Here is a 23231-nt window from a genome sequence, read left to right as displayed (position 1 = left end):
TTTGTTCTCGATACGATTTTTCAGAAATTTTGTATCGAGATGTTTTTTATATTTTAAATTATTTTTTAGTAAGTTTTCTTACTTCAAATATATCTGTTCTTCTATCTTTTAAATTTCGTACGCTACCAAATTGATTTAAATCCTTTAGTAAATCTAAATCTACATCAGCAATTAAAATCATTTCAGTATTTGTGGTTGCTTCTGCTTTTATTCCGTTTGCAGGAAAAGAAAAATCGCAGGGTGTAAAAACCATAGATTGTGCGTACTGAATATCCATATTATTTACTTTTGGTAAATTACCAACACTACCTGCAATGGCAACATAACATTCGTTTTCTATTGCTCTGGCTTGCGCACAATGACGTACTCTTGAATATCCGTTTTGAGTATCTGTTAAAAACGGAACAAACAAAATATCCATTCCTTCTTCTGCTAAAATTCTACTTAATTCAGGAAACTCAGAATCATAACAAATTAAAACACCAATTTTACCACAATCTGTATCAAAAGTTTTTAGCTCATTTCCGCCTTGCATTCCCCAAACTTTAGCTTCATCTGGTGTAACATGTAATTTTTCATAGCGATCTGTAGAGCCATCTCTTTTGCATATATAACCAGCATTGTATAACAGTTCATCTTTAATTTCTGGCATACTACCAGTAATAATATTAATGTTATACGTAATTGCCAATTCAGAGAATTTCTGAACAATTTGCGGTGTATATTTAGCTAACTCTCTAATTGCTTCCGATTCTGGCAAGTGATTATTGTCAGCCATTAAAGGCGCATTAAAAAACTCGGGGAATAATGCAAAATCAGATCTGTAAGCAGAAACTGCGTCTACAAAATATTCTGCTTGCTGCATTAATTCTTCCAAATCTTTATACAAGCGCATTTGCCACTGAATTAATCCTAAACGAACAACCTTTTTCTTTGTTGCTGCTTTTTTAGATTTTTTTTCATAGTAAATATTATCCCATTCTAATAAAACGGCAAATTCACCCGAATTTTCATCGCCTTCTAAATATCCTTTTAAAATTTTTGAAGGATGAAAGTCATTCGAAATTTGAAAGTTTAAAACAGGATCTTGAATTTCTTTACGTTTTACGCTTTCTATATATTCTTTTGGTGATAAAGTTGCCGCGTATTTATGATAATTCGGAATTCTACCTCCAAACGCAATTCCTCTTAAATTTTGTTTTTCAGCCAATTCTTTTCTATAATCATAAAGTCTTCTGCCTAAACGCAAACCTCTATATTCCGATTTTATAAAAACATCTATTCCGTATAATACATCACCATTTTCATTATGAGTGTCAAATGTATAATTGCCAGTAATATCTTCGTAGGTATGCTGGTCATCGAAACTATCATAATCTAATTTGATAGAAAGTGCACAGCCTGCCAAATCTCCGTTTATTTTTATAACAACTTGCCCTTCAGGAAATTTGTTGATTAACGATTTAATTTGATCTTCTTTCCAATAAGAATCCGGCATACTTGAGTATGCCTGGATCATGGCTTCTTTTAACTGTTTATAATCAGTTAATGTTAAGTAATGAAGCTCAATATTTTCGATATTTTTTAACATCTTACAGAATTAAAAATCGTCATTATCATTGTCTTTAAACTTAGAAACAGTAGCACGATTCTCTTTTTTGTTGTCAATATCTTCCTCATCATCTGTATCGTTAGAAAATTTATAGCTTAACATTTTATAGTAAAGTTTAGCTGCTAAAAAGTCTGATGATTTTTCAGACGGATTAGGGCATAACTCAACAATATCAAAACCAACAACGTTTTTGGTTGTAAAAACTTTCTTTAAAAACTCTAATGTTTCATAGTAAAATAAACCACCCGGTTCTGGTGTTCCGGTTGATGGTAATAAAGAAGGATCGAAAGCATCTAAATCGAATGTGATAAAAACGTTATCTGTTAATTGATCAACAACATCGTCCATCCAATCTTCATTTACAGCCATATCGTGTGCAAAAAACACTTTGTCTTCATTTATTTCCTTTCGCTCAGAAACATCCATGCTTCTAATACCAACCTGAACTAAATTAGTATTCTGATTTGCTTCATAAACAGCACAAGCGTGGTTACAAGAAGAACCTTCGTATTCTTTTCTTAAATCGGCATGCGCATCAATATGTAAAACAGTTAAGTTGTTAAAACATTCATCAAAAGCTCTTATCGTTCCGATAGAAATAGAATGTTCACCACCAAAAAGGGTTACAAATTTTTTCTTATTGATAAACTTTTTAGTTGCTGCATGAACTGCTTCTACCATTGCTTCTGGCGATGATTTTTCTGTTACAGCATCCGCTAAATAAATACCTTGTTTATAAACTTCGGTATTTGTTTCGATATCATACAGCTCCATGTTTTCTGAAGCTTCTAAAAATGCATCAGGACCTTTATCAGCTCCTTTTTGCCAAGTACTAGTTCCGTCATAAGGAACTGGAATTAATACGATTTGTGCATTTTCTAGTTTTGCGTATTGATCTGGAATTCCTGCGTAATTTTTATTTTTCATTATACTATATTGTTAGTAACCAAGAATTGATAAGAATTCTTCGCTTTTTTGTTGGTCTTTAAATAATTTGGTAACAATGTTTCCTTCTTCGTTTTTTGATATCAGAACATGTTTTGGTGCTGGTATTAAGCAGTGTTGTAAGCCGCCAAAACCACCAATTGTTTCTTGGTAAGCTCCGGTATTAAAGAAACCAACATACAGCGGATTCTCTTTTTCATATATCGGTAAATAAATACCATTAACATGTTGCTCTGAGTTGTAATAGTCATCACTATCACAAGTTAAACCACCTAATAAAACACGTTCATATCTATGATTCCATTTATTAACAGGAAGCATAATAAAGCGTTTGTTAATAGCCCAAGAATCTGGTAATGTTGTAATGAAAGATGAGTTAATCATGTTCCATTTTTCACGATCGTTTTGCTTTTTTTGATACAATACTTCGTATACAGCACCGCCAGCTTCACCAACAGTAAAACTACCAAATTCAGTAAAAATATTAGGAACTTCTACTTCAGCTTCGTCACAAGCAGCTTTAATTTGATTGATAATTTCATCAACCATATATTCATAGTCATAATCAAAGGCTAATGAGTTTTTAATAGGGAAACCACCACCAATATTTAGGCTATTTAAAGTAGGACATACCTTTTTTAATTTTATATATACCGTTAAACATTTTAGTAATTCGTTCCAATAGTAAGCGTTATCTCTTATACCTGTGTTGATAAAAAAGTGAAGCATTTTTAGCTCTACTTGTGGGTTTTTAGCAATTTCACGCTCGTAAAAAGAAACAATATTTTTGTAACCAATGCCTAAACGGCTGGTGTAAAACTCGAATTTAGGTTCTTCTTCAGAAGCAATTCTAATACCAACTTTAAACTTACTTTTAGTTTCGTTTAATAAAAGATCTAGCTCCTCATAATTATCTATAATGGGAATACAGTTTTTATGCCCGCCATCAATTAAACTTACAATGTTAGTAATATATTTATCGCGTTTAAAACCATTACAAAGTACATAAGCATCGTTACTTAGCTTGCCAGATTTTTTAAGCGCCCTTACAATATCAATATCAAAAGCAGATGATGTTTCAATATGAATATCATTCTTTAAAGCTTCATCTAACACATATTTAAAGTGTGAGCTTTTAGTACAGTAGCTGTAGTTGTAGCTACCGTTATATTGGTGTTTTTTTATTGCTTTTGCAAACCAACTTTTAGCATTGTTAATGTTTTCGGATATTTTAGGTAAATAGGTAAACTTTAACGGCGCACCGTATTGTTTAACCAGCTCCATCATATCTATATCATGAAAAAATAAATTGTTTTTTTCTGTACGAAATTCCGCTTGTGGAAAATCGAAAGTTTGTGCTATTAAATCTTTATATTTAGTATTCATTTTGTTTTTTAATGTAACCCTGTAAATGTTGTGTACAGAGAAGTTGTTTAAAAAATAGATATAACGAAATCGTATATCTTTTTTAAAATAATGCGTAACAAATTATAGGCTATATTTTATAGCAGATTTGTTAAAAACTAAAATGTATATGAATATATCAGACTCTTAGAGCCAAACAGTCACCGCACTGATTGTCGAAATTCAGTGGTAAAGAGTAGTTATTTGAAAAAGAAGAAACCTTAATTTTTTCGCTGTGTTTCCAAAACACCAAACAGCTTTTTATCTTCTCATAAAAGTTGTTTACGAAATAAGTAGAACGATACATTAAACCTATCTAATAAGATGCAGTAAATGTAAACTATTTTTTAAAACAACAAATTTTTTTTTATTTTTTTTCGAAAAAAAATATACAAGAAGTATTTCTAGTTGCCTTAAAAATAAAAAACCCTGTAAACACAATGCTTACAGGGTTTTGTTGTGGAGACGCCGGGAATCGAACCCGGGTCCAAACAAGCAGCTCAAATGCTTTCTACATACTTATTTCTTTCTTAATTTTCGACTTATAACTGATTAAGAACAATCTGTTAAAAGCTTATCTTCTTTAGCTTCAAAAACCTGTCGAAGCAGCAAGTTTTCTATATTTACTTTTACGATATCCAAAAGTGAAGCGCCGTAAATCAAGGCTATCCGTGGACATAAAGCTTGCACACCTTGTGTGCCTAGGCCAATCCTACTATGATTCGGATTAAGCAGCTAAAGCGTAGTTATTCTCGCCGTTTAAAAAGTTGAAAAAAAGTTTAACGAGTGTATCTCTTCGCTCCTCGGTATGCTTACATTATCACTGGCCTCGCTGTCAAAACCAGTCGTCCCCATTATGTCAAATAATTAGTCAAAAACTATACCAATTATTTGGGCGTTCGGGCGGGCTTTTCGCAGTCGCTCTTTTCAAGGAGCTTCAACAAATGCTTCAATCCCTAACGCGGTCGGCAAAGATAATAAAAACAAGGTTGTACAAACCTATAAAAAAGAGTAAATTCGCAGGGCTTCAAAAAAATAAAATATAAGTATGAAATTTGCAATCATAAAAGAACGTAAAAACCCACCAGATAGGCGTGTCGTATTTTCACCACAAAAATTAAAAGAATTTAAACAACAATTTCCACAAGCTGAAATAGTTGTAGAAAGTTCTGATATTAGAATTTTCACAGATGAAGACTATCAGAAAGCTGGTTTTGAAGTGGTAAAAGACGTTTCAGATTGCGATGTTTTATTAGGAGTAAAAGAAGTTCCTGTAGAGAGCTTAATTCCTAATAAAAAATATTTTTATTTTAGTCATACCATCAAAAAACAACCATATAACCGTAAGTTGTTAAAAGAAATGTTGGCAAAAAACATTGAAATGTTTGACCATGAAACAATTGTTAAAGAAAACGGAGCGCGTTTAATCGGTTTTGGTCGTTACGCAGGTTTAGTTGGTGCTTATAACGGATTTAGAGCAATTGGTTTACGAGAAAATACGTTTACCTTACCTAAAGTAGAAACATTGGCAGATTTAAACGCTGTAAAAGATGCGTTAGATAAAATTAAACTTCCGAATTTTAAAATATTATTAACAGGAACAGGTAAAGTTGCATACGGAGCTAAAGAAATTTTAGATTATTTAGGTATAAAGCAAGTTTCTGATGCCTTGTATTTGACATCAACATTTACAGAACCGGTATATTGCATGGCAGATGTTATGGAATATGCAAAGCGTAAAGATGGTAAGGTAGGGGATAAGGCAGCTTTTTATAAAGATCCTACAGGTTATGAAAGTAATTTTATGCCATACGCAAAGGAAACAGATTTCTTTATTGCTGGTCATTTTTACGGAAACGAAGCACCTTATTTATATACAAGAGAAGATGCTAAATCAGCAGAATTTAAGATAAAATATGTGGCAGACATTTCGTGTGATGTTGATGGCCCAGTTGCATCGACAATAAAAGCATCTACAATTGCCGATCCCATTTATGGTTATGATCCGCAAACAGAAAAAGAAGTCGATTTTAAAAGTGCTGAAGCAATAACGGTAATGGCGGTAGATAATTTACCTTGTGAATTACCTAAAGATGCCAGTGAAGGTTTTGGTGAGATGTTTTTAAAACATGTTATTCCGTCGTTTTTTAATAATGATAAAGAGGGCGTTTTAGCAAGAGCAAAAATGACAACTAGCAAAGGGGAATTAGCAGCGAGATATTCGTATTTACAAGACTACGTAGACGGAAAAGAATAACTAAAAACCCCCTGCTTAACGGGGGTTTTAGTTTGTATAAAATTACGAGTAATAAAGGGGTTAATGACTTTCTTTTTAAAAATACTCATTTTTACATCTAACACTTTTAAAAAACATGATTTTAAGTTATACATATTTTGGAGTGTCTATTTTAGGAATTTTCCTATTTTTTTATCTATTAAAAAAACTTTTCAATTGGTTTCAATCTAAGTTAGATAAGTTAGATCGAAATTTCTTTTTTAGAAAAATCGAATTAGTTAATTTCTTTAAGTTTATAACACCAAGAAGAGAAAAACATATCTTAAAATTTGTAACAAAAACCTTAAGATATGCAATAAGTATTTTGTTTTTAATCTTTTATTTACCGCTTGTTTTTAGTTTTATACCAGAAACAGAAGCGTATGCAAAAAAAGCTTTTGAGTATTTATTAAAGCCAGTATACTTTATAGTTGAAGGTTTTTTAGATTTTATACCTGGCTTGTTCTTTATAATTGTAATTTTTTATGGTACCAAATACCTATTAAAGTTTTTAAAGTACTTAACGAGTGAGTTGGAGCGTGAGGCTGTAAAATTAGATGGTTTTCATGCAGATTGGGCCAAGCCAACTTTTAATTTATTAAGAGTGGTTATAATTGCTTTTGCTGTAATAATTTGTTGGCCATACATACCAGGTTCTCAGTCTGATGGCTTTAAAGGTGTTTCTATCTTTTTTGGAGTCTTATTCTCTTTGGGCTCAACAGCAGCAATATCTAATATCGTTGCCGGTATTGTAATTACTTATATGCGCCCTTTTAAAGTTGGTGATCGTGTAGAAATAGGAACTACTATTGGTGATGTTACCGAAAGAAGTTTATTGGTTACAAGAGTTAAAACAATTAAAAATATTGATGTTACCATTCCTAATTCATCAATTTTAGGGAATCATATCATCAATTTTAGTAAAAATGCCACAGAAGATGTTGGGGTGATTTTGCACACTTCTGTAACGATTGGTTACGATGTGCCTAGTGGAGAGGTAATAAAGGCTTTAGTTGAAGGAGCAAAAAATACTCCGATGGTTTTAGATAAACCTGTGCCTTTTGTGCTAGTGAAAAGTTTAGATGATTTTTATATCAATTACGAAATTAATTGTCATACTAAAAATCCAGAAAAAGCTGCTGTAATATATTCTCATTTACATGAAAGTATTAAAAATGAGTTACACAAAGCAGGTATCGAAATACTATCTCCGTATTACAATGCTGTTAGAGATGGAAATGTGTTAACTGTTCCGCCAGAAAATGTGCCCAAAGGATATGTAAAACCAGGTTTTAAGATTGATAATTAATTTTTTATCAATATAATTTTTAATACTATTAAATGATACCAGACCAACAATTTTTAATAGATACCGCCAAAATGCGAATGCCATTTGGTAAATATAAAGGAGTTTATTTAGTAGATATTCCTGAGTATTATATAGTGTGGTACAAAAACAAAGGTTTCCCTGACGGTAAGTTGGGTAAAATGATGGGATTGGTTTATGAGCTACAACTAAATGGTTTAGAAGATATTCTTAAGAAGATAAAAGCAAATTTTTAAAATTTAATTATTTTAGAAGATGAAACCAGCAGAAGAGTATATTCTAAAACAAGAAGAATCATTAAGGTCAATTTTGTTATACCTTCAGGTTTTAATAGAAGCGAATTTTAGTGAAGCAGAATTGTTGTATAAATGGAAACTTCCGTTTTATTATTTAAATAATAAGCCTTTGTGTTATTTTAATGCAACTAAAAAAGGATTTGTTGATGTTGGATTTTATGCTAAAACAAATCTTAAAAAATACAATGAATTTTTAGTGTCAGAGAAAAGAAAAGCAGTAAAATCTCTTCGGTATTACCGAGTAGAAGATATTAATGAAGAAATATTAGTTTGTGTTTTATTAGAGGCTTATAATATAAGGTTATTGTAATTTATTTTAACAGGTACTCTAGCACGACTTCTTTATCAATAATTAAATAAATCTCTTTACTGTTAGCGGGAGGTATAATACTAATAGTTGCTGTGTTTTTATTAAAGGTAACTTTAGGTTTTTTAGTATATTTAGAATTTCTAAATCCACAATAAATAGATTGATTGGATTTTACATTTTTAAGCGTAAGACTAACAGGTTTATTAGGTTTTCGGTATACAATGCCAGATGTTGGTGTAACTACTTCATAGTCGTTTTTAAGAAAGTAAGAAGAATATATCGGTTGATTAAAATACTCTTTTAAGCTCATTCGTTTTACACGTAATTGCCATAGTACACCTTCAGGAAAGTGAGTGAAGAAATATTTTTCTTTCGGTATGTTGTAGTAATAATTATTAAAGTTGCGTTGCCATTTTCCGTAAGTCACCGATCCTGCTGCCCAAGTAGCATCAATATACATCCATTTGTTATTTAGCTTTACAGCATTCCAAGCGTGATTTGTACGATTGTTTATTTTGCCGATATCGCTAGAGGAGTTTCTTACATGGCCTTTTATTACTTCATTTTCAATATTTAAAAGAGAACAAATTTTGCTAAATGTTTGTGCATAACCTTCACAAACAGCACTCCTACTAGAAAGTGTCTTAGTTACAATAGCTTCTTTTATAGCTTTAATTTTGGCTTGTTTTTCATTTTCCGTTCTATATCTAAAGCCAATTTTTTTTTGACTAGGATTATAAAACTCTTCTAAATCATACCTAATATTAAAAGCTAGCCACGAAAATACAGCTCTCACTTTTTCTTGATCAGAATTAAAATCAGCAGTAATTTTATTCGCTAATTTATCTGCTGTAATTAATTTAGGATACGTTTTTATTTTTTCATCAATAGAAGTGAAATCTTGAGCATATAATGACGAAAACGTTAAGAAAAAAAGAAAATAAAGTTGTTTCATAGATGTAGTTATAACAACTTTATTTATCAAAGATTGTGCCTATAAATTATTTGCTTTAAAGGTAAAAAAACTAAAAAATTAAATTGGCTATATTTAGCCTTTCAAATTAAATAACAAATAGAATTAAATAATCAGATGAGAAAAATAATATATATGTCTTCAGTGGTAACATTATCTATGTTATCATGTAAAACAGTACAAAATGATAGTAAAAAATCAACAGCTACCAAATCAGTAGTTTCATCAAAAACTGAAAAAAGTGTAATTAATATTGATTCATCTCTTGTTAAAAAACATTTATATACATTGGCTTCTGATGAAATGGCAGGTAGAAAACCTGGTACAGAAGGTATTGAAAAAGCAGCAAAATATATTGAAAATGAATTCGAAAAAATCGGATTGAAAAAATACAATTCACTACCAACTTTTCGTCAGAACTTTGAATATAAGGGGATTAAAATGTTCAATGTAATTGGCGTTTTAGAAGGTAAGAGTAAAAAAGACGAATATGTGGTAGTTTCTGCACATTACGATCATTTAGGTACAAAAAAAACAGGAGAAGGAGATTTAATTTTTAACGGAGCAAATGACGATGCATCTGGTGTGACGGGAGTTTTAGCGTTAGCAAAATATTTTAAAAATAAAGGACAAAACGAAAGAACAATCATTTTTGTTGCTTTTACAGCAGAAGAAATGGGTTTAATAGGTTCTACACATTTTGGTAAAGGGATTGATGCGAGTAAATTTGTTGCAGGAATTAATTTAGAAATGATAGGGAAAACGCCAAGTTTTGGACCAAACACAGCTTGGTTAACAGGTTTTGAACGCTCTGATTTTGGTAAAATTATTCAGAAAAACTTAGTGGGTACAGGATACCAATTATTTCCGGATCCATATAAAAAATTCAATTTATTTTTTAGATCAGATAATGCTTCTTTAGCTCGTTTAGGAGTGCCTTCACATACGTTCTCTACTACGCCAATTGATGTAGATAAAGATTATCATAAAGTTTCAGATGAAGCAGAAACTTTAAATATGACGGTAATTACACAAACGATACAGGCAGTAGCAAAAGGAACAGAAAGTATTATAAATGGTAAAGACACCCCTACAAGAGTAGTCCTTGAAAAGTAATTTTCAACCAAGTAAAACAAGAAAAGAGCCTTTATAAAGGCTCTTTTCTTGTTTTACGAAAAATTTAAAAATTATTAAAATCTTTCTTTTGTATCTTGATGTTGTGATTTATGTTAAAATATTATTAAAATTTTACTATATTCGCAATTGTTTAATCTAAACCCTTCAAAGTAAGATGAAAAAAAGAATATTAAGTTTGGCTATTGTTTTAGCAATGTTTTCTTGTTCTAGTAACGAAACATTAGAGATGCAAGAAGAGCAAAATGAACTGCTTTCAAAAAAAGAAATTAATTCAATTATTAATACCTCACTGCAAACTACTGGCGATTTTAATTGGACAACACAAAGCGCTCATACAATTTGGAGTGCTGTAAAACATGGAGAGAATATTTTAACCATTGGTTATGGAAACTCTAAAAATCAATTTGCAAGAACTACTGAGACAAGTAATATTAAAAATGATTTAATTCAACTTGTTCATAGCCTAGAAAAAACATCTGCAAAAGGAGTTAGTGAATTACATGTTGATGAGATTATTAATGTTATTGACATAAGAGTTACAAATAAAGAAACGATAGCAACATTATTAAAAGATAGTAGGGTGCGTTATATAGAGCCTGGAGGATATAATTTTTTAGATTCAGATAATCAAGCTCGATCAGAAGGCGGTTCAGGTTGTGGTTATGGAAGTACTACATTAAGTACAAATGATTACCGTACAGTATCGCCAGGAGCAAGAGTGCCTTGGTCTTTTGATGCACATAATATTCCTGCTGCATGGAACTATAGTACAGGTGCAGGAGTAACGGTTGCTATTATCGATTCAGGTTTGTCGCCTCAACAAAAATGGATGAATCAATATTTTAATGATGGAGATTCTTCAGGAAGAACTGTTCAGAAGTATGGAACATTTGTAGATTCTTGGTGGGCATGGTCTAATAGTTACGATGGTGTTAACGATAAATGTGGGCATGGAACTAAAATGGCAGCTGTAGCAACAGCACCAAGAAATAATGATAATTTACCAGTAGGTGTAGCATACAACTCTAATTTAGTAACATATAGAGCTGTAGAGAATGTTATTATTAATGATTATCATGAAAAAAGAGGAGTTGTAGAAGCATTAACAGCTTTAGCTAATAGAAGTGATGTAAAAGTAATTTCAATGTCTATAGGATCTCCTTTTAATATCGGTAATGTCTCTGATGCAATTAAATATGCACATAGTAAAGGGAAAATGATTTTAGCAGCAGGTGGTACTTCAACTTCATTTACAACTTGGTATGGTGTTATTTTTCCGGCAAGTATGTCAGAAACAGTTGCTGTTACTGGAGTTAAAGAAGGTGAGTATGATAAGTGTGATGTTTGTCATACAGGTTCTAAAATCGATTTTACTATTCAAATGCAAAGAACTAACGGTACAGATAATAAAATTCCGGTATTAAGTTATTATGACGGACAGGCTAATTACATCGGTGGTTCATCTGTTGCGACAGCAACAACAGCAGGAATTGCATCTTTAGTATGGTCTAAAAATCCATCTTGGTCTCGTGAACAAGTATTACAAAAAATGAAAGAAGCAGCAGATTTTTATCCAAATAAACACTCAGAATACGGATATGGGAATATTGATGCGCTAAAAGCTGTTCAATAAAAAAATCAACTAACTTACCTAAGAAAAACCTCGAATATTCGAGGTTTTTTGTATTTTTATAAAAACTGGATTATAGAAATTATAATATTATGAGACCATTAAAATATCTTTTTTTAATCTTTATCGTTGGATGTTCTTCTACCAATGTAGTATATGATTATGATAGTAAAACTGATTTTAAAGCATATAAAACATTTAATTTTTTTGAAGATGCAGGTGAAGGCTTAAATGAATTAGATGTTAAGAGAATTACGAACGAATTAACCAGCGGATTACAACAAAAAGGAATGAAATTATCTGAAGATCCAGATATGTACATAAACATCTTATCAAAAGAAAGTAAGAAAATTGATAGAAGTACCATTGGTATTGGTATGGGAGGTGGACGAAATGTAGGTTTTGGGATTTCTGGAGGAATACCTATTGGAAGCAAAAAAATAAATCAAAGGTTAATTATTGATTTTGTAAAGAGCGAAAACGATGAATTATTGTGGCAAGGAATATCAAACGGAGCAATAAAAGAACGAACAACGCCAGAGGAAAGGTTGATACATTATAAAAAGATAATTGAAAAAATATTGATGAATTATCCGCCTAAGAAATAGTATTGTAAATAGAAAAACCTCCAATTAAGGAGGTTTTTTTATGTCAAAAAAGTTGATTAAAATTGGTAACGAAGACCTAATCCGAAATCAGACTGAAAACCGTCGTAAAAATCACTAAAACCTACTTCTGGTCTAAAATCTAAAGAAATCATTAAAGGAATATCAAAGTTATATTCAATACCAATAACACCAGCTCCGAAAATAGCACTATTACTATTAGCAGAAGCAATTCCACCTCCAAAACCAGCATACCAATTAAATTGGTCTTCTAAAGCCCATACCCATTGGTATAACCCTGTAGCTTTAAAAGCATCTCCTTTTCTTAGGCCTAAATCAATTTCTAATCTATTATTGCTCCCTAAAGCTCTTTGGTATGAAATTTCACCTCCAAAACCATTATTTCCTCCAAAACGAACACCAATAGCATTTTTAGAAATGTCTTGAGCATTTGCAGAAAAAACGCCTATAAATAATATGGCGATAATAAAAAATGTTTTTTTCATAATTTTAAGTTTTAATTATTGTTAAAAGTAGTTTATTATAAATTGGAAGCAAAGTTACTTAATAACTAATCGTTTTCCTTTTGAATAACTACTAAATTCAGGCGCATACATACTTTGTATTGTTGTAATTCCGTTACTAAAATTCCCTGAGTTATTTACTCGTACATCATATTCGAAAATATAAACCCCTTTAGGTAAACGATCAAAAAAGAAATTTGTTGCAGCATCTTTTGTTGCTTCATAATACCCTAAGCCGTCTTGCCATTTGTATTGCGAAATCACATTTATTGGTTCTACACCAGAAGCTCTCATATCTTTCATATGGATAAATTCCATGTCTCTGTCGGAGCGAAGCTCAATTCTTACGGTAATTAAATCACCAACTTTTAAATCCGTTGTATCAGTAATCTCAACAAGTTCTTTACCTGCATCAGTATTTATCTTTTTAAATAGTTTTTTCTTTAATTTTAACGGAGTTTCAGCTGATGTAATTTTATCTAAATCTTCAAAATATTGCCAATACAATCCTCCCCAAGCAATACCGTTTCCTTTTTTAGAAATCGTTACTTCTGCCATAGTTGGTTTTATATCATTTTCATTCCATGAGGTTTTAAAATAACCTGTTTCAGCTTCAATTTTTACGTTTTTTAGCTTTGCAGGGTCAATTTTTTGATTTCCTATTTTAATAGCAACCATATCAGTAATTGAAAGCCAATCACTTCCTTGTAATAACAAGGCGTAAACAGCTTCTGTGGTTGCTTTGGTTGTTTGCCAACGATTGGTTTGCTTGTTTTTTAATAACCATATTTTTAGGTTATCAATTGTTTTGGTGTCATTTTCAATTTCAGAAAAAGCTTCAATTAATAAAGCTTGTGTTTCAATAGGAGCTTCGTGATTATAATATCCTGCAATGTTCGTTTTCCAGTACATACCTAATTCATCAGAAGTAATACTATTTTCTTTTAAAGATTCGATAATTTTAGATGAAACAGTTTTATTCCCTTCTCTAAATTGAATTAGAGCAATCTGACCTTTTGCATATAAATTATAGGTATTCCAATAAGTAGCAGTTTGATTTTTATAATATTTGATTGCGCTTTTAGTGGTGTTTGATAAAGCAATTTCAGGATAAAAACTACGCATGTATAAATACTGAATCGTAAAATAACTTAAATGATTTTTCTTTAGATATTCTTCATATTTAACAACGCCTTTTGTTTCTTTTATCTTATTAGCTTGCTTTAATAAATTTGTGTATTGTGCTACAATTTTTTCATCTAAAAAACGAATTGCTTTTTGAAGCATATCGGTTGTTGAAGTATCAAAATTATGTACGCCTAATTTTTTTAAATGACCAAATCCACTAACAACGTGTTGCGTTATATATGTATTGGCATAATCACTTCCTTTAAACCAAGGGAAACCTCCAGTATTCAATTGCATGTTTTTTAGTTTATGGATGCTTTTTTGCTGCTCGTTTTTCATTTTATTTAAATCGAACAATAGGGCAATACGCTTTTTTTGTTCGGTTTCAGATTGCGCATCTCGTAACCAAGGAGTTTCTTGAATAATCAGCGATTTTAATTGCTGATTTTTTTCTAAGTTACTTACTAAAGCATCCGAAGTTTTCCATTGTTTAAAAACTTCTTTAATTCTTGGGTTTGAATTAGCAATATGACTCGCCAATGTATTTGCATAATAACGCGCAAAAGTTTGTTCGCTACATTCATACGGATACTCCATTAAATATGGCAACGCTTGTACAGCATACCAAGTCGGATTAGATGTTACTTCTAACGTTAGTTTGTGGTGTTTTAAGCTTGTAGAGGTATTGTTTTTTAGTTTATCTAACGTAAATGTTTTTGTTTGATTAGAGCGTACCCACATTGGCAGTGTTTCAGTTACCAACATTCGATTAGATAAAACTGGTAAAACATTTTGTTCTCCGTCAGAAAAATCACCGGCTTTGGCTATAATTTTATATTGAACGCCTTGTACAGTATTTGGAATAGCCAAATTCCAAGAAACATTTGTATTTCCGTTTGTATCAACTTTAAAAGATTGATTTTTTGTTGCGTTTTCTAACAGATTAATCTCTTTACCTGTAATCGCATCCGTTAAAATTAATTGAGATATCCCTTGCAGGTTTTTATTTGACAGATTCGAAATTTTAGCACTCAACGTTATTTTGTCACCTTCTCTTAAAAATCGTGGAGCATTTGGTATAACCATTAACTCTTTTTGAGTAACCGTTGTTAATGTTTTTGTAGCCGATTGCGCTTTTTTAGTATGTGCTAATAATTGTAATTTCCATTTAGTTAACGCTTCGGGAGTTGTAAAACAAAAGGTAATATCTCCGTTTTTATCGGTTGTTAAATGCGGATAAAAGAAAGCTGTTTCTTGTAAGTTTTTACGAACTTGAATTCCTTTTAAGGCTATTTTTTCTTGGTTTTTTTGAATGTTTTCAGATGAGCTTACTTCTGATTCATCAGCTTCATTACTTTCAATATTGACTCCAGATACTTTTCCAGAAAGAGCCATACGAGCTGTTCCTGTAAATGCTTTTTTTGTACTCGTTCCATACCCCATAACAACAACTTCATCTAGAACACTATCATTAATCATCCATATATTTATAGATGAAAAATCACCAATAACTTTTTCAATAGTTTGCATACCAACAAAACTGAAAACTAAAACATCTCCTTTTTTAGCTTTGATTGTAAAATCGCCATCAAAATCTGTTTCAGTACCTTCTGTACTTCCTTTTATTATAATAGTTACGCCAGGTAAAGGACCAGACTCATCAGAGATAATACCTTTTATTGTTCCTGAGTATTTTCCCGAAGTTTTAATTTTATCTCTTTGGTTTAATTTTTTCAGGTATCTTTCATTTGTCCAACTATGATTATTTAAACTAAACCCAAACCAGTTAAATTTATCATATTGTTGAGGTTGATAACGGTTATTCGAATAACTACGGTTATAAATTCTAAAACTATTATTACCAAAACTTTGGCGAGCGTTTGCAGTATTTCCGTATGAATAATAATTGGAGGTTGTTATTGGGTTAAATTGCCAATTATGAGGTTTAAACTCATCTAAAGAAGCATCGTACATACTTGCTAAAACTTCGGCAGTTACTTTATTTTTTTGATCATTTTTAATGATGAAACTCCATTTTTCAGAAGTACCTGGTTTTAGTTTATTTCTAAAAGTAGTGGTTTCAATAGTAATAAGTTCTTCTTTTTTAGGAGCCGAAATAGTAATAACTCCGCTGCCAAAAGAATTATAGTTTACAAAGTAGTATTTAATTGCAAAGCCGCCAATATCTTCTTTATTTACAGGGATTTCAATTGATTTTACGTTATTATTTAAATGGACTAATTGAGTGTTTACAATTTTGTGATTTTTTTCAACCTGAACAATTACTGTAATATCTTTTGACGCAGAAGCAAGTTCTAAACAAACCATATCGTTTACCGAATAATTAGTTTTATCAGTGCTAATAAAAAATAAATTATTATCAGCAATTTTTTTCTCACGAGCACTAGTAACAGTAAAATTAACTTTGTCGGTTACTTGCTGTTTAAATTTATCTTGCGTAGTTAAAACGGCAATATATTTACCTGAAGTCCAACTTTTGATGTTTTTAAAAATAAGCTCTTTCGATTTTTTAGTGTCAAACTCTTTTTCAAAAACCAATTTCCCTTTCTTCCAAGAAGTTTCATTTTGTTCTTCTTTAGTATAAGCATCATGCGGAAATAATTTTCTAAACTCATCTTCTGGAATATCTTGATAATCGGGAGTATTCCAAGGTCTTTTTCGTAACGGATTTTTAGGAGCTTGTAACTTGTAAATTTTTACAGTTCCGTTAGCAGCGGCAAACTCGTTGTTTAAGTTTTCGGTGTTAACTTTTATTGTATGCTGTTTATCTTCTTTATCAATAATCGGATTGATATGTAAAGAAGCCGTTAATGCATGATAACCTACTTTTACGATTGTGGTAGCACTTCGGGTTTCTCCATTAATATCGGTAACATCAGCCGTAATTTCATAATTAAAAATTGGTAAATCTATTTTAGAAACATTCTCGTCTGGAAGTGCTTTAAATTTGATAGAAAAATTACCTGCTGCATCGGTGGTACTTTCTCCGTGTGTAATTTCTTGTGCTTCAGACGATGAATTTGGTCTGCGCCAATACCACCAATTAGGATATTGTACTTTTCTATGAACACGATACACTACTTTAGCATCAGTAATATTTGCTCCAGAAAAAGCTTTTGCAAATCCGTTTACGGTAACACTATTATTTAGTTTAAAAGTTTCGATAACTGGTTTAAAATCGGTTTCAAATTTTGGTAGCTTGTATTCTTCAACTGAGATTGAATGGTATCTACTATTAAGATAATAATTTTCATATTTACTTTCATCGGTTTTGTCACTTCCGTCAATTTCAAAAGAGTATTCACCAGTTAAACCGTTATTAGGTAATACTATTTCGCCAGATGTTGAGCCAAATTCATTTAATTTTAATTCAAGTTTTTTTACTTGTTGTCCGTTTACATCATTTAAATTGATTTCAATATATTCATTGGTAAAAGGTGTCTGTTTTTTTCCTTCCTTCTGAATGAAAATAGCTTTAAAATACACGGTTTGTCCAGGCCTGTAAATACTTCTGTCGGTAAAAATAAATGGAGTTATTTGTATTTCTTCATTTTCGCCAATAGTGTTTTTGTCATAATATTTATAAAAGTTACGATTCCCAAAAACAGCCGAATCATCTTTGTACTTAACAGTAATAGTTACGTTTAAGTGCTTGTAAGGAGTTGTAAAAGAAGTAAATCCATCTTTATCTGTAATTATTTTTTTATCAATAGTAACACTATTTCTGTAGTCTGATTTGTAGTTTTTTAAGTGAACAGAAGCATTTTTAATCGGTTTACCAGTATTTCTATCAACTACTTGGTACGTTTTTATATTATTATCTGTGCTTTCAATTAAAGCCAAATTACTTACCTGAATATTGGCAGTAGCAAACAAATTAGTTACATTTATAATCTTGTTTTCATGGGAAACGATTAAATAATTTCCTTGCGAAAGTTTAGGGACGATAATCTCGGTTGTGTGCGATAAATAATCAGCTTCGTTTCTTAACTTAGTATTCCAAGATGTTGCTATTGTTAGCTTTTTTATAAAATTTATGCGTTCCTCTTCCTTATAAATATTATTTAGTTTTTCAATTTGAGTTCTACTTATTTTATAAACTGAAAAATATAATTTATCAATATTATTGTAGGTTATTAATAAACGAGAAGCAGTATTTATTGGGCTGAATTTTTCTGATAAAATTGAAAGCGCTTTTGTTTTTATTTGCTGCTTTAAAGCTTCACATTTTTTAGCGCCAATACTTTTAGGAAACTGCGTAATTACACGATTACAAATGGTAAGTGCTTCTTTGTTTTTAAAACGAAAATTTTCATTTTTGGTGGCTTTGTAATTGCTTGCTTGTTGTTTGTAAATTTCAGCAATTTTGTAACTATACAATCCAGCTATTTCTTGTTTTTTATAGTTGTTTTCAGTTGATTTTAATGTTTTTAAAAACAGTTCTTGCTTATCATTAAAAGTAGCATGTTGATTCACAAAATTTAAGCGTTCTAAATCTACCGTAGCTAAAGCTTTTAAATTGTTGTTTTTTAAATGAAAACTTATGAGTTCTTGATAAATTTTCAACGCATTTAATTGAAGTGAAACAGTATCTTTTGAAGTTAAGTTGATAGTAGAAAAACTGACTATATCACTTATCAATTTAGGATTATCAATTTTAAATTGATACGCAGGTTTTGTAATATTTGTTTCAGAAGTTTTATAAAATTTTAGCGCATTATGTGCTAAGAAATCGAACAATGTAGGGCGGTATTCTTTTGAGTCTTTAGCGATATGTAAAATATCACTAAATTCAGAAATATCCGTTTGTTGTAATAACAATCCGTTTGCTAATGATTTCTGATAAAAATTGTGAATTTCTGCGAATAAAGTATCTAAATCCCAAGTTCTAAAATCGTTTTCATCAATTTTTTCGGATCTTTTGGTGCGTTGATAAAACTTCCACCTATTTTGATTAAAATATTGCCAATACAAATTAGCTAAAACATTTTCTAAAACGTTTTTTGTAGGGAAACTACTTTTATCAATATGTTTTTTAAATTGATTGATGATTTTTAATTGTGCATCTTCTTCTAAAGTTAACGAAAACTTACTTTTATAAAATAATGCTTTAATAATTTGTGGCGAATTCTTAGCGACTTCCGCTTTAGCGTAAATAATATTTACAATTTTTAAGGCAGATTTTGGTAGGTTGTCTTTTTCAAATTGCTCAACTTCATCCCAAAGGTTTTTATAATTTTCTTGGGCATGTATAACAGATGAAAATAAAATTAGTAGTAAAATAGATGTCAATTTTTTCATAGCGGAATTCGTTTATAAGATCAAAACACTTAAATTATCTTAAATATAACAACCAAAACTTTGTGAAATTAGTATTTGAATGCGTGAACATAACTTTTCAATGAGTTTCGATTTAAAGATACTTAAATTTTAACAGGGTTTTGTATTTTTGCTTTATACTAGAGATACCTAAAACATGAAAATTCATTTTATAGCCATCGGTGGAAGTGCAATGCACAATTTAGCAATTGCTTTACACCAAAAAGGATACCAAATTACAGGAAGCGACGATACAATTCACGATCCTTCTAAATCTCGTTTAGCAAAACGTGGATTATTACCAGAAAAATTTGGTTGGTTTCCAGGAAAAATCAATACCGATTTAGATGCTATAATTTTAGGAATGCATGCCAAGAAAGATAATGTTGAGTTGTTGAAAGCCCAAGAGTTAGGTGTTAAAATATATTCATATCCAGAATTTTTATACGAGCAATCTAAAGATAAAACACGTGTAGTAATTGGTGGTTCTCACGGAAAAACTACCATTACTTCAATGATTTTACATGTGTTGAATTATCATGAAAGAGAAGTTGATTACATGGTAGGAGCACAGTTAGATGGTTTTGATACGATGGTGCATTTAACTGAAAAAAATGAATTTATTGTTTTAGAAGGAGATGAGTATTTAAGTTCTCCGATAGATATGCGTCCTAAATTTCATTTATACAAGCCAAATATAGCGTTGTTAACAGGAATTGCTTGGGATCATATTAATGTATTTCCTACGTTTGATAATTATGTAGCGCAGTTTAAGATATTTACAGATTCGCTTACCAATGGCGGAATAATGGTATACAATGAAGAGGATACTATTTTAAAAGAGGTTGTAGAGAATTCGAACCATCCGATAAAAAAATATCCATACAAAACACCTACTTATTTTATAGATAACGGTATTACCTATTTAGATACTCCGGATGGAGATTTGCCTTTAGAAATTTTTGGTGATCATAATTTACAAAACTTAGCAGGAGCAAAGTGGATTTGTCAGCACATGGGTGTTGATGAAGATGATTTTTATGAAGCGATTGCTAGTTTTAAAGGAGCAAGTAAGCGATTAGAGAAAATTGCAGAAAATAAATCAACCGTAATTTTTAAAGATTTTGCGCATAGTCCTAGTAAAGTAGCAGCAACTACTACAGCAGTAAAAAAGCAATATTCAGAAAGAACAGTATTGGCGTGTTTAGAATTGCATACATACTCTAGTTTAAATGCTGAGTTTTTAGCAGAGTATAAAGGTGCTTTAGATAAAGCAGACAAAGCAGTAGTGTTTTATTCACCACACGCAGTAAAAATTAAGCAACTAGAAGAGGTTACAGAACAACAAATTGCAGGTGCTTTTAAACGTGATGATTTAATTATATATACGAATCCTGCTGAGTTTAAAGAGTACTTATTTAATCAGAATTTAGAAAATACTGCTTTATTACTAATGAGTTCTGGTAATTATGGAGGATTGGATTTTGATGAAGTTAAGAGGTTGGTTTAGAAACCTAACTTTCTCTTATACCAGTTGTAATCTGTTATTTTAGAGATGACAAATGTATAATAAGATCTACTAGAAAATGCTTTCATTAATATTGTAAACCTTTGTTTTACAGAAATAACTTGTTGAATTATTAAGGTATTTAGTCGTGTTTTAAAACCATTGTCTAAACTTATTAGAGTTTTTTTAGTAAATAACTGACTTTCTTTATTGGAAGTGAATTCAATATTTTTCGGAATAGATATTATTGAGCTATATAACTCTAAGCCTGAAATTAATTCTTTATTTAAATTTATATCTCCAATATTAGTTTTTGATTCTAATTTATTTCCTAGTAGAAAAATATCGTAAGCAGCTCTTAAATTTATTGTTTTTAATTGATAATTAAAGTCATTAATAAACTTAGAAAAAACTGTTAATTTAATCTGGTTTTTAAAAGATAAAAAAGATATATTATTAGTTCTTATTAGTGAGTTCTTTACAGTATTATAATTAAAAAATGCTGATTTTTCTTTACGGAGCATTTCTTTATGAACTTCAATTGCAGCAATTTTTTTTGGATGTGTTATTCTAGGTAAATGCCTATGGTCATTAAAAAGCTCTGAAACTTTATCTCTGTAACCATTTTTTTGAAGAATATTGAAAGCAGACATACATTTTTTTTCATCTATCAAAAAATCAATATCACCAACCATGCGTTCAGCAATGTCTTCATATAAACCTTCTAATAAATTACCGGTTCCTTTTAAGAAAATGGGAGTTATGTTCTTAGAAAGTAACAATTCATTTATTTCCTTTGCTTGTTGTATAATTTGTTGATTTCGTTCTCTATTTAAGTTTGTAATATGTTTCATATACGCAACTAAATCAGTTGGTAATAGATGTAAAAAATCAGCACGTTTTAAATTACAATACAATGCAGGAAACACATAATGAGAAGTACTTAATTTAACCACATCATCCCAATCGATATTTCCTGTTTTTAATAATTGCTCAACTAATTCACGATTGTGTTTTTCATGTGTAATTGTAAGGCATTTACCAACGAATAATAATGTTTCTTTATAAGTCATCATTAAAAATTTTAGTGACTGTATTTATCATTTTTGTATTATCAGAATAAGTAAGTTGGTAGCAAGGAATTTTTAGAAACCAATCTAAAAAAATACTTGCATTTTCTATTTTAGGTGAAAGCCATGAATCGGGTACTAATTGCTCTAAAGCATTTAGGTTAGAAATTTTAGAAATAGCTAAATCACTATCTTTTTTATATTTAATAAAAACCAATGCTTTACAAGGTAAGTTTTGCTTGTAATCATTGTTGTTAGGTACAATGTAGCGAACAATTTTATTCAATCTTTTAAAATGATATTCAGCAGAATTTTCTAGCTCAGGATATATTGGTAATAGTGTTTGTAAACTATTTTTTTTAATAGAAATTGCAGAAGGAAAACTATATATATGTTTATTTTTAGCAGCAACAGGAACAAAATCATCTGCTAAGCAAGTAAAACCGTTTGCTTGTAACAACGCTAAAGAAGTACTTTTTCCGTTGCCGGAATCGCCTAAAAAAAGCATTGAAGACGTACCATTACTAATTGCAGATGCATGAAAAACACCAAGCCATTCATCTTCTATTTTTTGATGCATGTGTTCTACTATTTTCATGGAAAATTTTCCCTGAAAAAAGTGAACATCTTTTAATAGCCAAGTTTCTATAACTTCATTATTTATAGAGAAAGAAATATGCTGGTCGTTACTATACACATGAAATGAATCTATTTTACCTTCAGGTTTACTAGTTTCTAAGTGTGCAAATTTTGGATGTACTAAAAATCGTTCATATTCGGTAGAATAGTGAACATGAATAATAACATCATTAATTTTATAATAAGATTGGTATTGAAATAGTTGAGGTTTTTTAACTAAATAATTATTGGGTTTTTCTTTTGACGGTGAAGTTAATAGTCTAGAAATATCATCTATAATAACAGATAGTTTATGGTTTGTGGTGCTGTTTTTATCAGATAAAGCAGTTATGATTTCTTCTTTAGTAACTTGATTGTTTAAAAGAGAAATAATCTCAGCAACAATAGGTTGTACTATTAAGTATTGGTTGCTGTTTTGAAGCCATAAGATAGTTTTGTTTTCTAGTGTTCGCTGTAAAATCATAGGTGATAAAAATAATAAAACCCCGAAACAATCGAGGTTTTATTGT

The 23231-nt window shown here is 30.6% G+C and carries 16 protein-coding genes and 1 other RNA gene; 8 read left to right on the top strand and 9 right to left on the bottom strand.

All coding sequences use genetic code 11. The annotated features are described in order from the left end of the window. Window positions 1-58: 58 nt before the first annotated feature. The 4 genes from RRF68_RS06105 to ssrA form a co-directional block, all read right to left on the bottom strand. The gene (locus tag RRF68_RS06105; protein WP_315945315.1) at window positions 59-1591 is read right to left on the bottom strand and encodes a carbon-nitrogen hydrolase family protein; all 1533 of its coding nucleotides are present in this window, start codon (window positions 1589-1591) and stop codon (window positions 59-61) included. Window positions 1592-1600: 9 nt separating this feature from the next. Continuing rightward, window positions 1601-2539, bottom strand: coding sequence for an agmatinase (speB, locus tag RRF68_RS06100; RefSeq protein ID WP_218771250.1), 939 nt, complete (start codon window positions 2537-2539; stop codon window positions 1601-1603). Window positions 2540-2551: 12 nt separating this feature from the next. Then, on the bottom strand, window positions 2552-3943 hold the full coding sequence (locus tag RRF68_RS06095; RefSeq protein WP_315945314.1) for an arginine decarboxylase: 1392 nt from the start codon (window positions 3941-3943) through the stop codon (window positions 2552-2554). Between the two features lie 475 nt (window positions 3944-4418). Then, window positions 4419-4814: a transfer-messenger RNA gene (gene ssrA / locus RRF68_RS06090) on the bottom strand. A gap of 195 nt (window positions 4815-5009) precedes the next feature. Between ssrA and RRF68_RS06085 the strand changes: the two genes are divergently transcribed. From RRF68_RS06085 to RRF68_RS06070, 4 genes are all read left to right on the top strand, one after another. Beyond that, window positions 5010-6218 (top strand): NAD(P)-dependent oxidoreductase, encoded by a 1209-nt coding sequence (locus tag RRF68_RS06085; protein ID WP_315945313.1) that lies wholly within the window; start codon window positions 5010-5012, stop codon window positions 6216-6218. Window positions 6219-6333: 115 nt separating this feature from the next. Then, the gene (locus RRF68_RS06080; protein WP_315945312.1) at window positions 6334-7545 is read left to right on the top strand and encodes a mechanosensitive ion channel family protein; all 1212 of its coding nucleotides are present in this window, start codon (window positions 6334-6336) and stop codon (window positions 7543-7545) included. A 32-nt stretch (window positions 7546-7577) separates the two neighbouring features. After that, window positions 7578-7799 (top strand): DUF3820 family protein, encoded by a 222-nt coding sequence (locus RRF68_RS06075; protein ID WP_218771223.1) that lies wholly within the window; start codon window positions 7578-7580, stop codon window positions 7797-7799. 19 nt (window positions 7800-7818) lie between these two features. Beyond that, complete coding sequence (locus RRF68_RS06070) at window positions 7819-8169, top strand: DUF1801 domain-containing protein (protein WP_315945311.1); 351 nt, start codon at window positions 7819-7821, stop codon at window positions 8167-8169. Window position 8170: 1 nt separating this feature from the next. On the opposite strand, the gene RRF68_RS06065 is transcribed toward RRF68_RS06070, so the two are convergent. Continuing rightward, the gene (locus RRF68_RS06065; RefSeq protein WP_315945310.1) at window positions 8171-9124 is read right to left on the bottom strand and encodes a transglutaminase domain-containing protein; all 954 of its coding nucleotides are present in this window, start codon (window positions 9122-9124) and stop codon (window positions 8171-8173) included. A gap of 135 nt (window positions 9125-9259) precedes the next feature. Here RRF68_RS06065 and RRF68_RS06060 point away from each other — a divergent pair, with 135 nt between their 5' ends. The 3 genes from RRF68_RS06060 (at window position 9260) to RRF68_RS06050 (ending at window position 12517) form a co-directional block, all read left to right on the top strand. Next, window positions 9260-10258, top strand: a complete 999-nt coding sequence (locus RRF68_RS06060) for a M20/M25/M40 family metallo-hydrolase (RefSeq protein ID WP_315945309.1) — start codon at window positions 9260-9262, stop codon at window positions 10256-10258. Window positions 10259-10433: 175 nt separating this feature from the next. Beyond that, complete coding sequence (locus RRF68_RS06055) at window positions 10434-11912, top strand: S8/S53 family peptidase (protein ID WP_315945308.1); 1479 nt, start codon at window positions 10434-10436, stop codon at window positions 11910-11912. Between the two features lie 89 nt (window positions 11913-12001). After that, on the top strand, window positions 12002-12517 hold the full coding sequence (locus tag RRF68_RS06050; protein ID WP_315945307.1) for a DUF4136 domain-containing protein: 516 nt from the start codon (window positions 12002-12004) through the stop codon (window positions 12515-12517). A 56-nt stretch (window positions 12518-12573) separates the two neighbouring features. Here RRF68_RS06050 and RRF68_RS06045 read toward each other — a convergent pair whose 3' ends face one another. Together RRF68_RS06045 and RRF68_RS06040 are read right to left on the bottom strand one after the other, a co-directional pair. Next, on the bottom strand, window positions 12574-13020 hold the full coding sequence (locus RRF68_RS06045) for a hypothetical protein (protein WP_315945306.1): 447 nt from the start codon (window positions 13018-13020) through the stop codon (window positions 12574-12576). A gap of 54 nt (window positions 13021-13074) precedes the next feature. Then, the gene (locus tag RRF68_RS06040) at window positions 13075-19488 is read right to left on the bottom strand and encodes an alpha-2-macroglobulin family protein (RefSeq protein WP_315945305.1); all 6414 of its coding nucleotides are present in this window, start codon (window positions 19486-19488) and stop codon (window positions 13075-13077) included. 175 nt (window positions 19489-19663) lie between these two features. On the opposite strand from RRF68_RS06040, the gene murC reads away from it, so the two are divergent. Next, entirely contained in the window at window positions 19664-21016 is a 1353-nt protein-coding gene (murC, locus tag RRF68_RS06035) for a UDP-N-acetylmuramate--L-alanine ligase (protein ID WP_315945304.1), read from the top strand. On the opposite strand, the gene RRF68_RS06030 is transcribed toward murC, so the two are convergent. Both RRF68_RS06030 and RRF68_RS06025 read right to left on the bottom strand, forming a co-directional pair. Further along, window positions 21013-22086 (bottom strand): nucleotidyltransferase family protein, encoded by a 1074-nt coding sequence (locus tag RRF68_RS06030; protein WP_315945303.1) that lies wholly within the window; start codon window positions 22084-22086, stop codon window positions 21013-21015. The genes murC and RRF68_RS06030 overlap by 4 nt on opposite strands. After that, window positions 22076-23185, bottom strand: coding sequence for a hypothetical protein (locus RRF68_RS06025; protein WP_315945302.1), 1110 nt, complete (start codon window positions 23183-23185; stop codon window positions 22076-22078). The genes RRF68_RS06030 and RRF68_RS06025 overlap by 11 nt, the downstream gene beginning before the upstream one ends. Between the last annotated feature and the right edge of the window lie 46 nt (window positions 23186-23231).

Origin of the sequence: Tenacibaculum sp. HL-MS23 (genome assembly GCF_032463465.1) — a bacterium.
Taxonomy (GTDB): Bacteria; Bacteroidota; Bacteroidia; order Flavobacteriales; family Flavobacteriaceae; genus Polaribacter; species Polaribacter bernardetii.
This window is presented reverse-complemented; position numbering and strand designations above follow the sequence as displayed.

Bases quoted from the DNA above. Each gene is read 5' to 3' on its own strand.
- RRF68_RS06105 (WP_315945315.1), bottom strand. From the start codon at position 1,591: ATGTTAAAAAATATCGAAAATATTGAGCTTCATTACTTAACATTAACT.
- speB (WP_218771250.1), bottom strand. From the start codon at position 2,539: ATGAAAAATAAAAATTACGCAGGAATTCCAGATCAATACGCAAAACTA.
- RRF68_RS06095 (WP_315945314.1), bottom strand. From the start codon at position 3,943: ATGAATACTAAATATAAAGATTTAATAGCACAAACTTTCGATTTTCCA.
- RRF68_RS06085 (WP_315945313.1), top strand. From the start codon at position 5,010: ATGAAATTTGCAATCATAAAAGAACGTAAAAACCCACCAGATAGGCGT.
- RRF68_RS06080 (WP_315945312.1), top strand. From the start codon at position 6,334: ATGATTTTAAGTTATACATATTTTGGAGTGTCTATTTTAGGAATTTTC.
- RRF68_RS06075 (WP_218771223.1), top strand. From the start codon at position 7,578: ATGATACCAGACCAACAATTTTTAATAGATACCGCCAAAATGCGAATG.
- RRF68_RS06070 (WP_315945311.1), top strand. From the start codon at position 7,819: ATGAAACCAGCAGAAGAGTATATTCTAAAACAAGAAGAATCATTAAGG.
- RRF68_RS06065 (WP_315945310.1), bottom strand. From the start codon at position 9,124: ATGAAACAACTTTATTTTCTTTTTTTCTTAACGTTTTCGTCATTATAT.
- RRF68_RS06060 (WP_315945309.1), top strand. From the start codon at position 9,260: ATGAGAAAAATAATATATATGTCTTCAGTGGTAACATTATCTATGTTA.
- RRF68_RS06055 (WP_315945308.1), top strand. From the start codon at position 10,434: ATGAAAAAAAGAATATTAAGTTTGGCTATTGTTTTAGCAATGTTTTCT.
- RRF68_RS06050 (WP_315945307.1), top strand. From the start codon at position 12,002: ATGAGACCATTAAAATATCTTTTTTTAATCTTTATCGTTGGATGTTCT.
- RRF68_RS06045 (WP_315945306.1), bottom strand. From the start codon at position 13,020: ATGAAAAAAACATTTTTTATTATCGCCATATTATTTATAGGCGTTTTT.
- RRF68_RS06040 (WP_315945305.1), bottom strand. From the start codon at position 19,488: ATGAAAAAATTGACATCTATTTTACTACTAATTTTATTTTCATCTGTT.
- murC (WP_315945304.1), top strand. From the start codon at position 19,664: ATGAAAATTCATTTTATAGCCATCGGTGGAAGTGCAATGCACAATTTA.
- RRF68_RS06030 (WP_315945303.1), bottom strand. From the start codon at position 22,086: ATGACTTATAAAGAAACATTATTATTCGTTGGTAAATGCCTTACAATT.
- RRF68_RS06025 (WP_315945302.1), bottom strand. From the start codon at position 23,185: ATGATTTTACAGCGAACACTAGAAAACAAAACTATCTTATGGCTTCAA.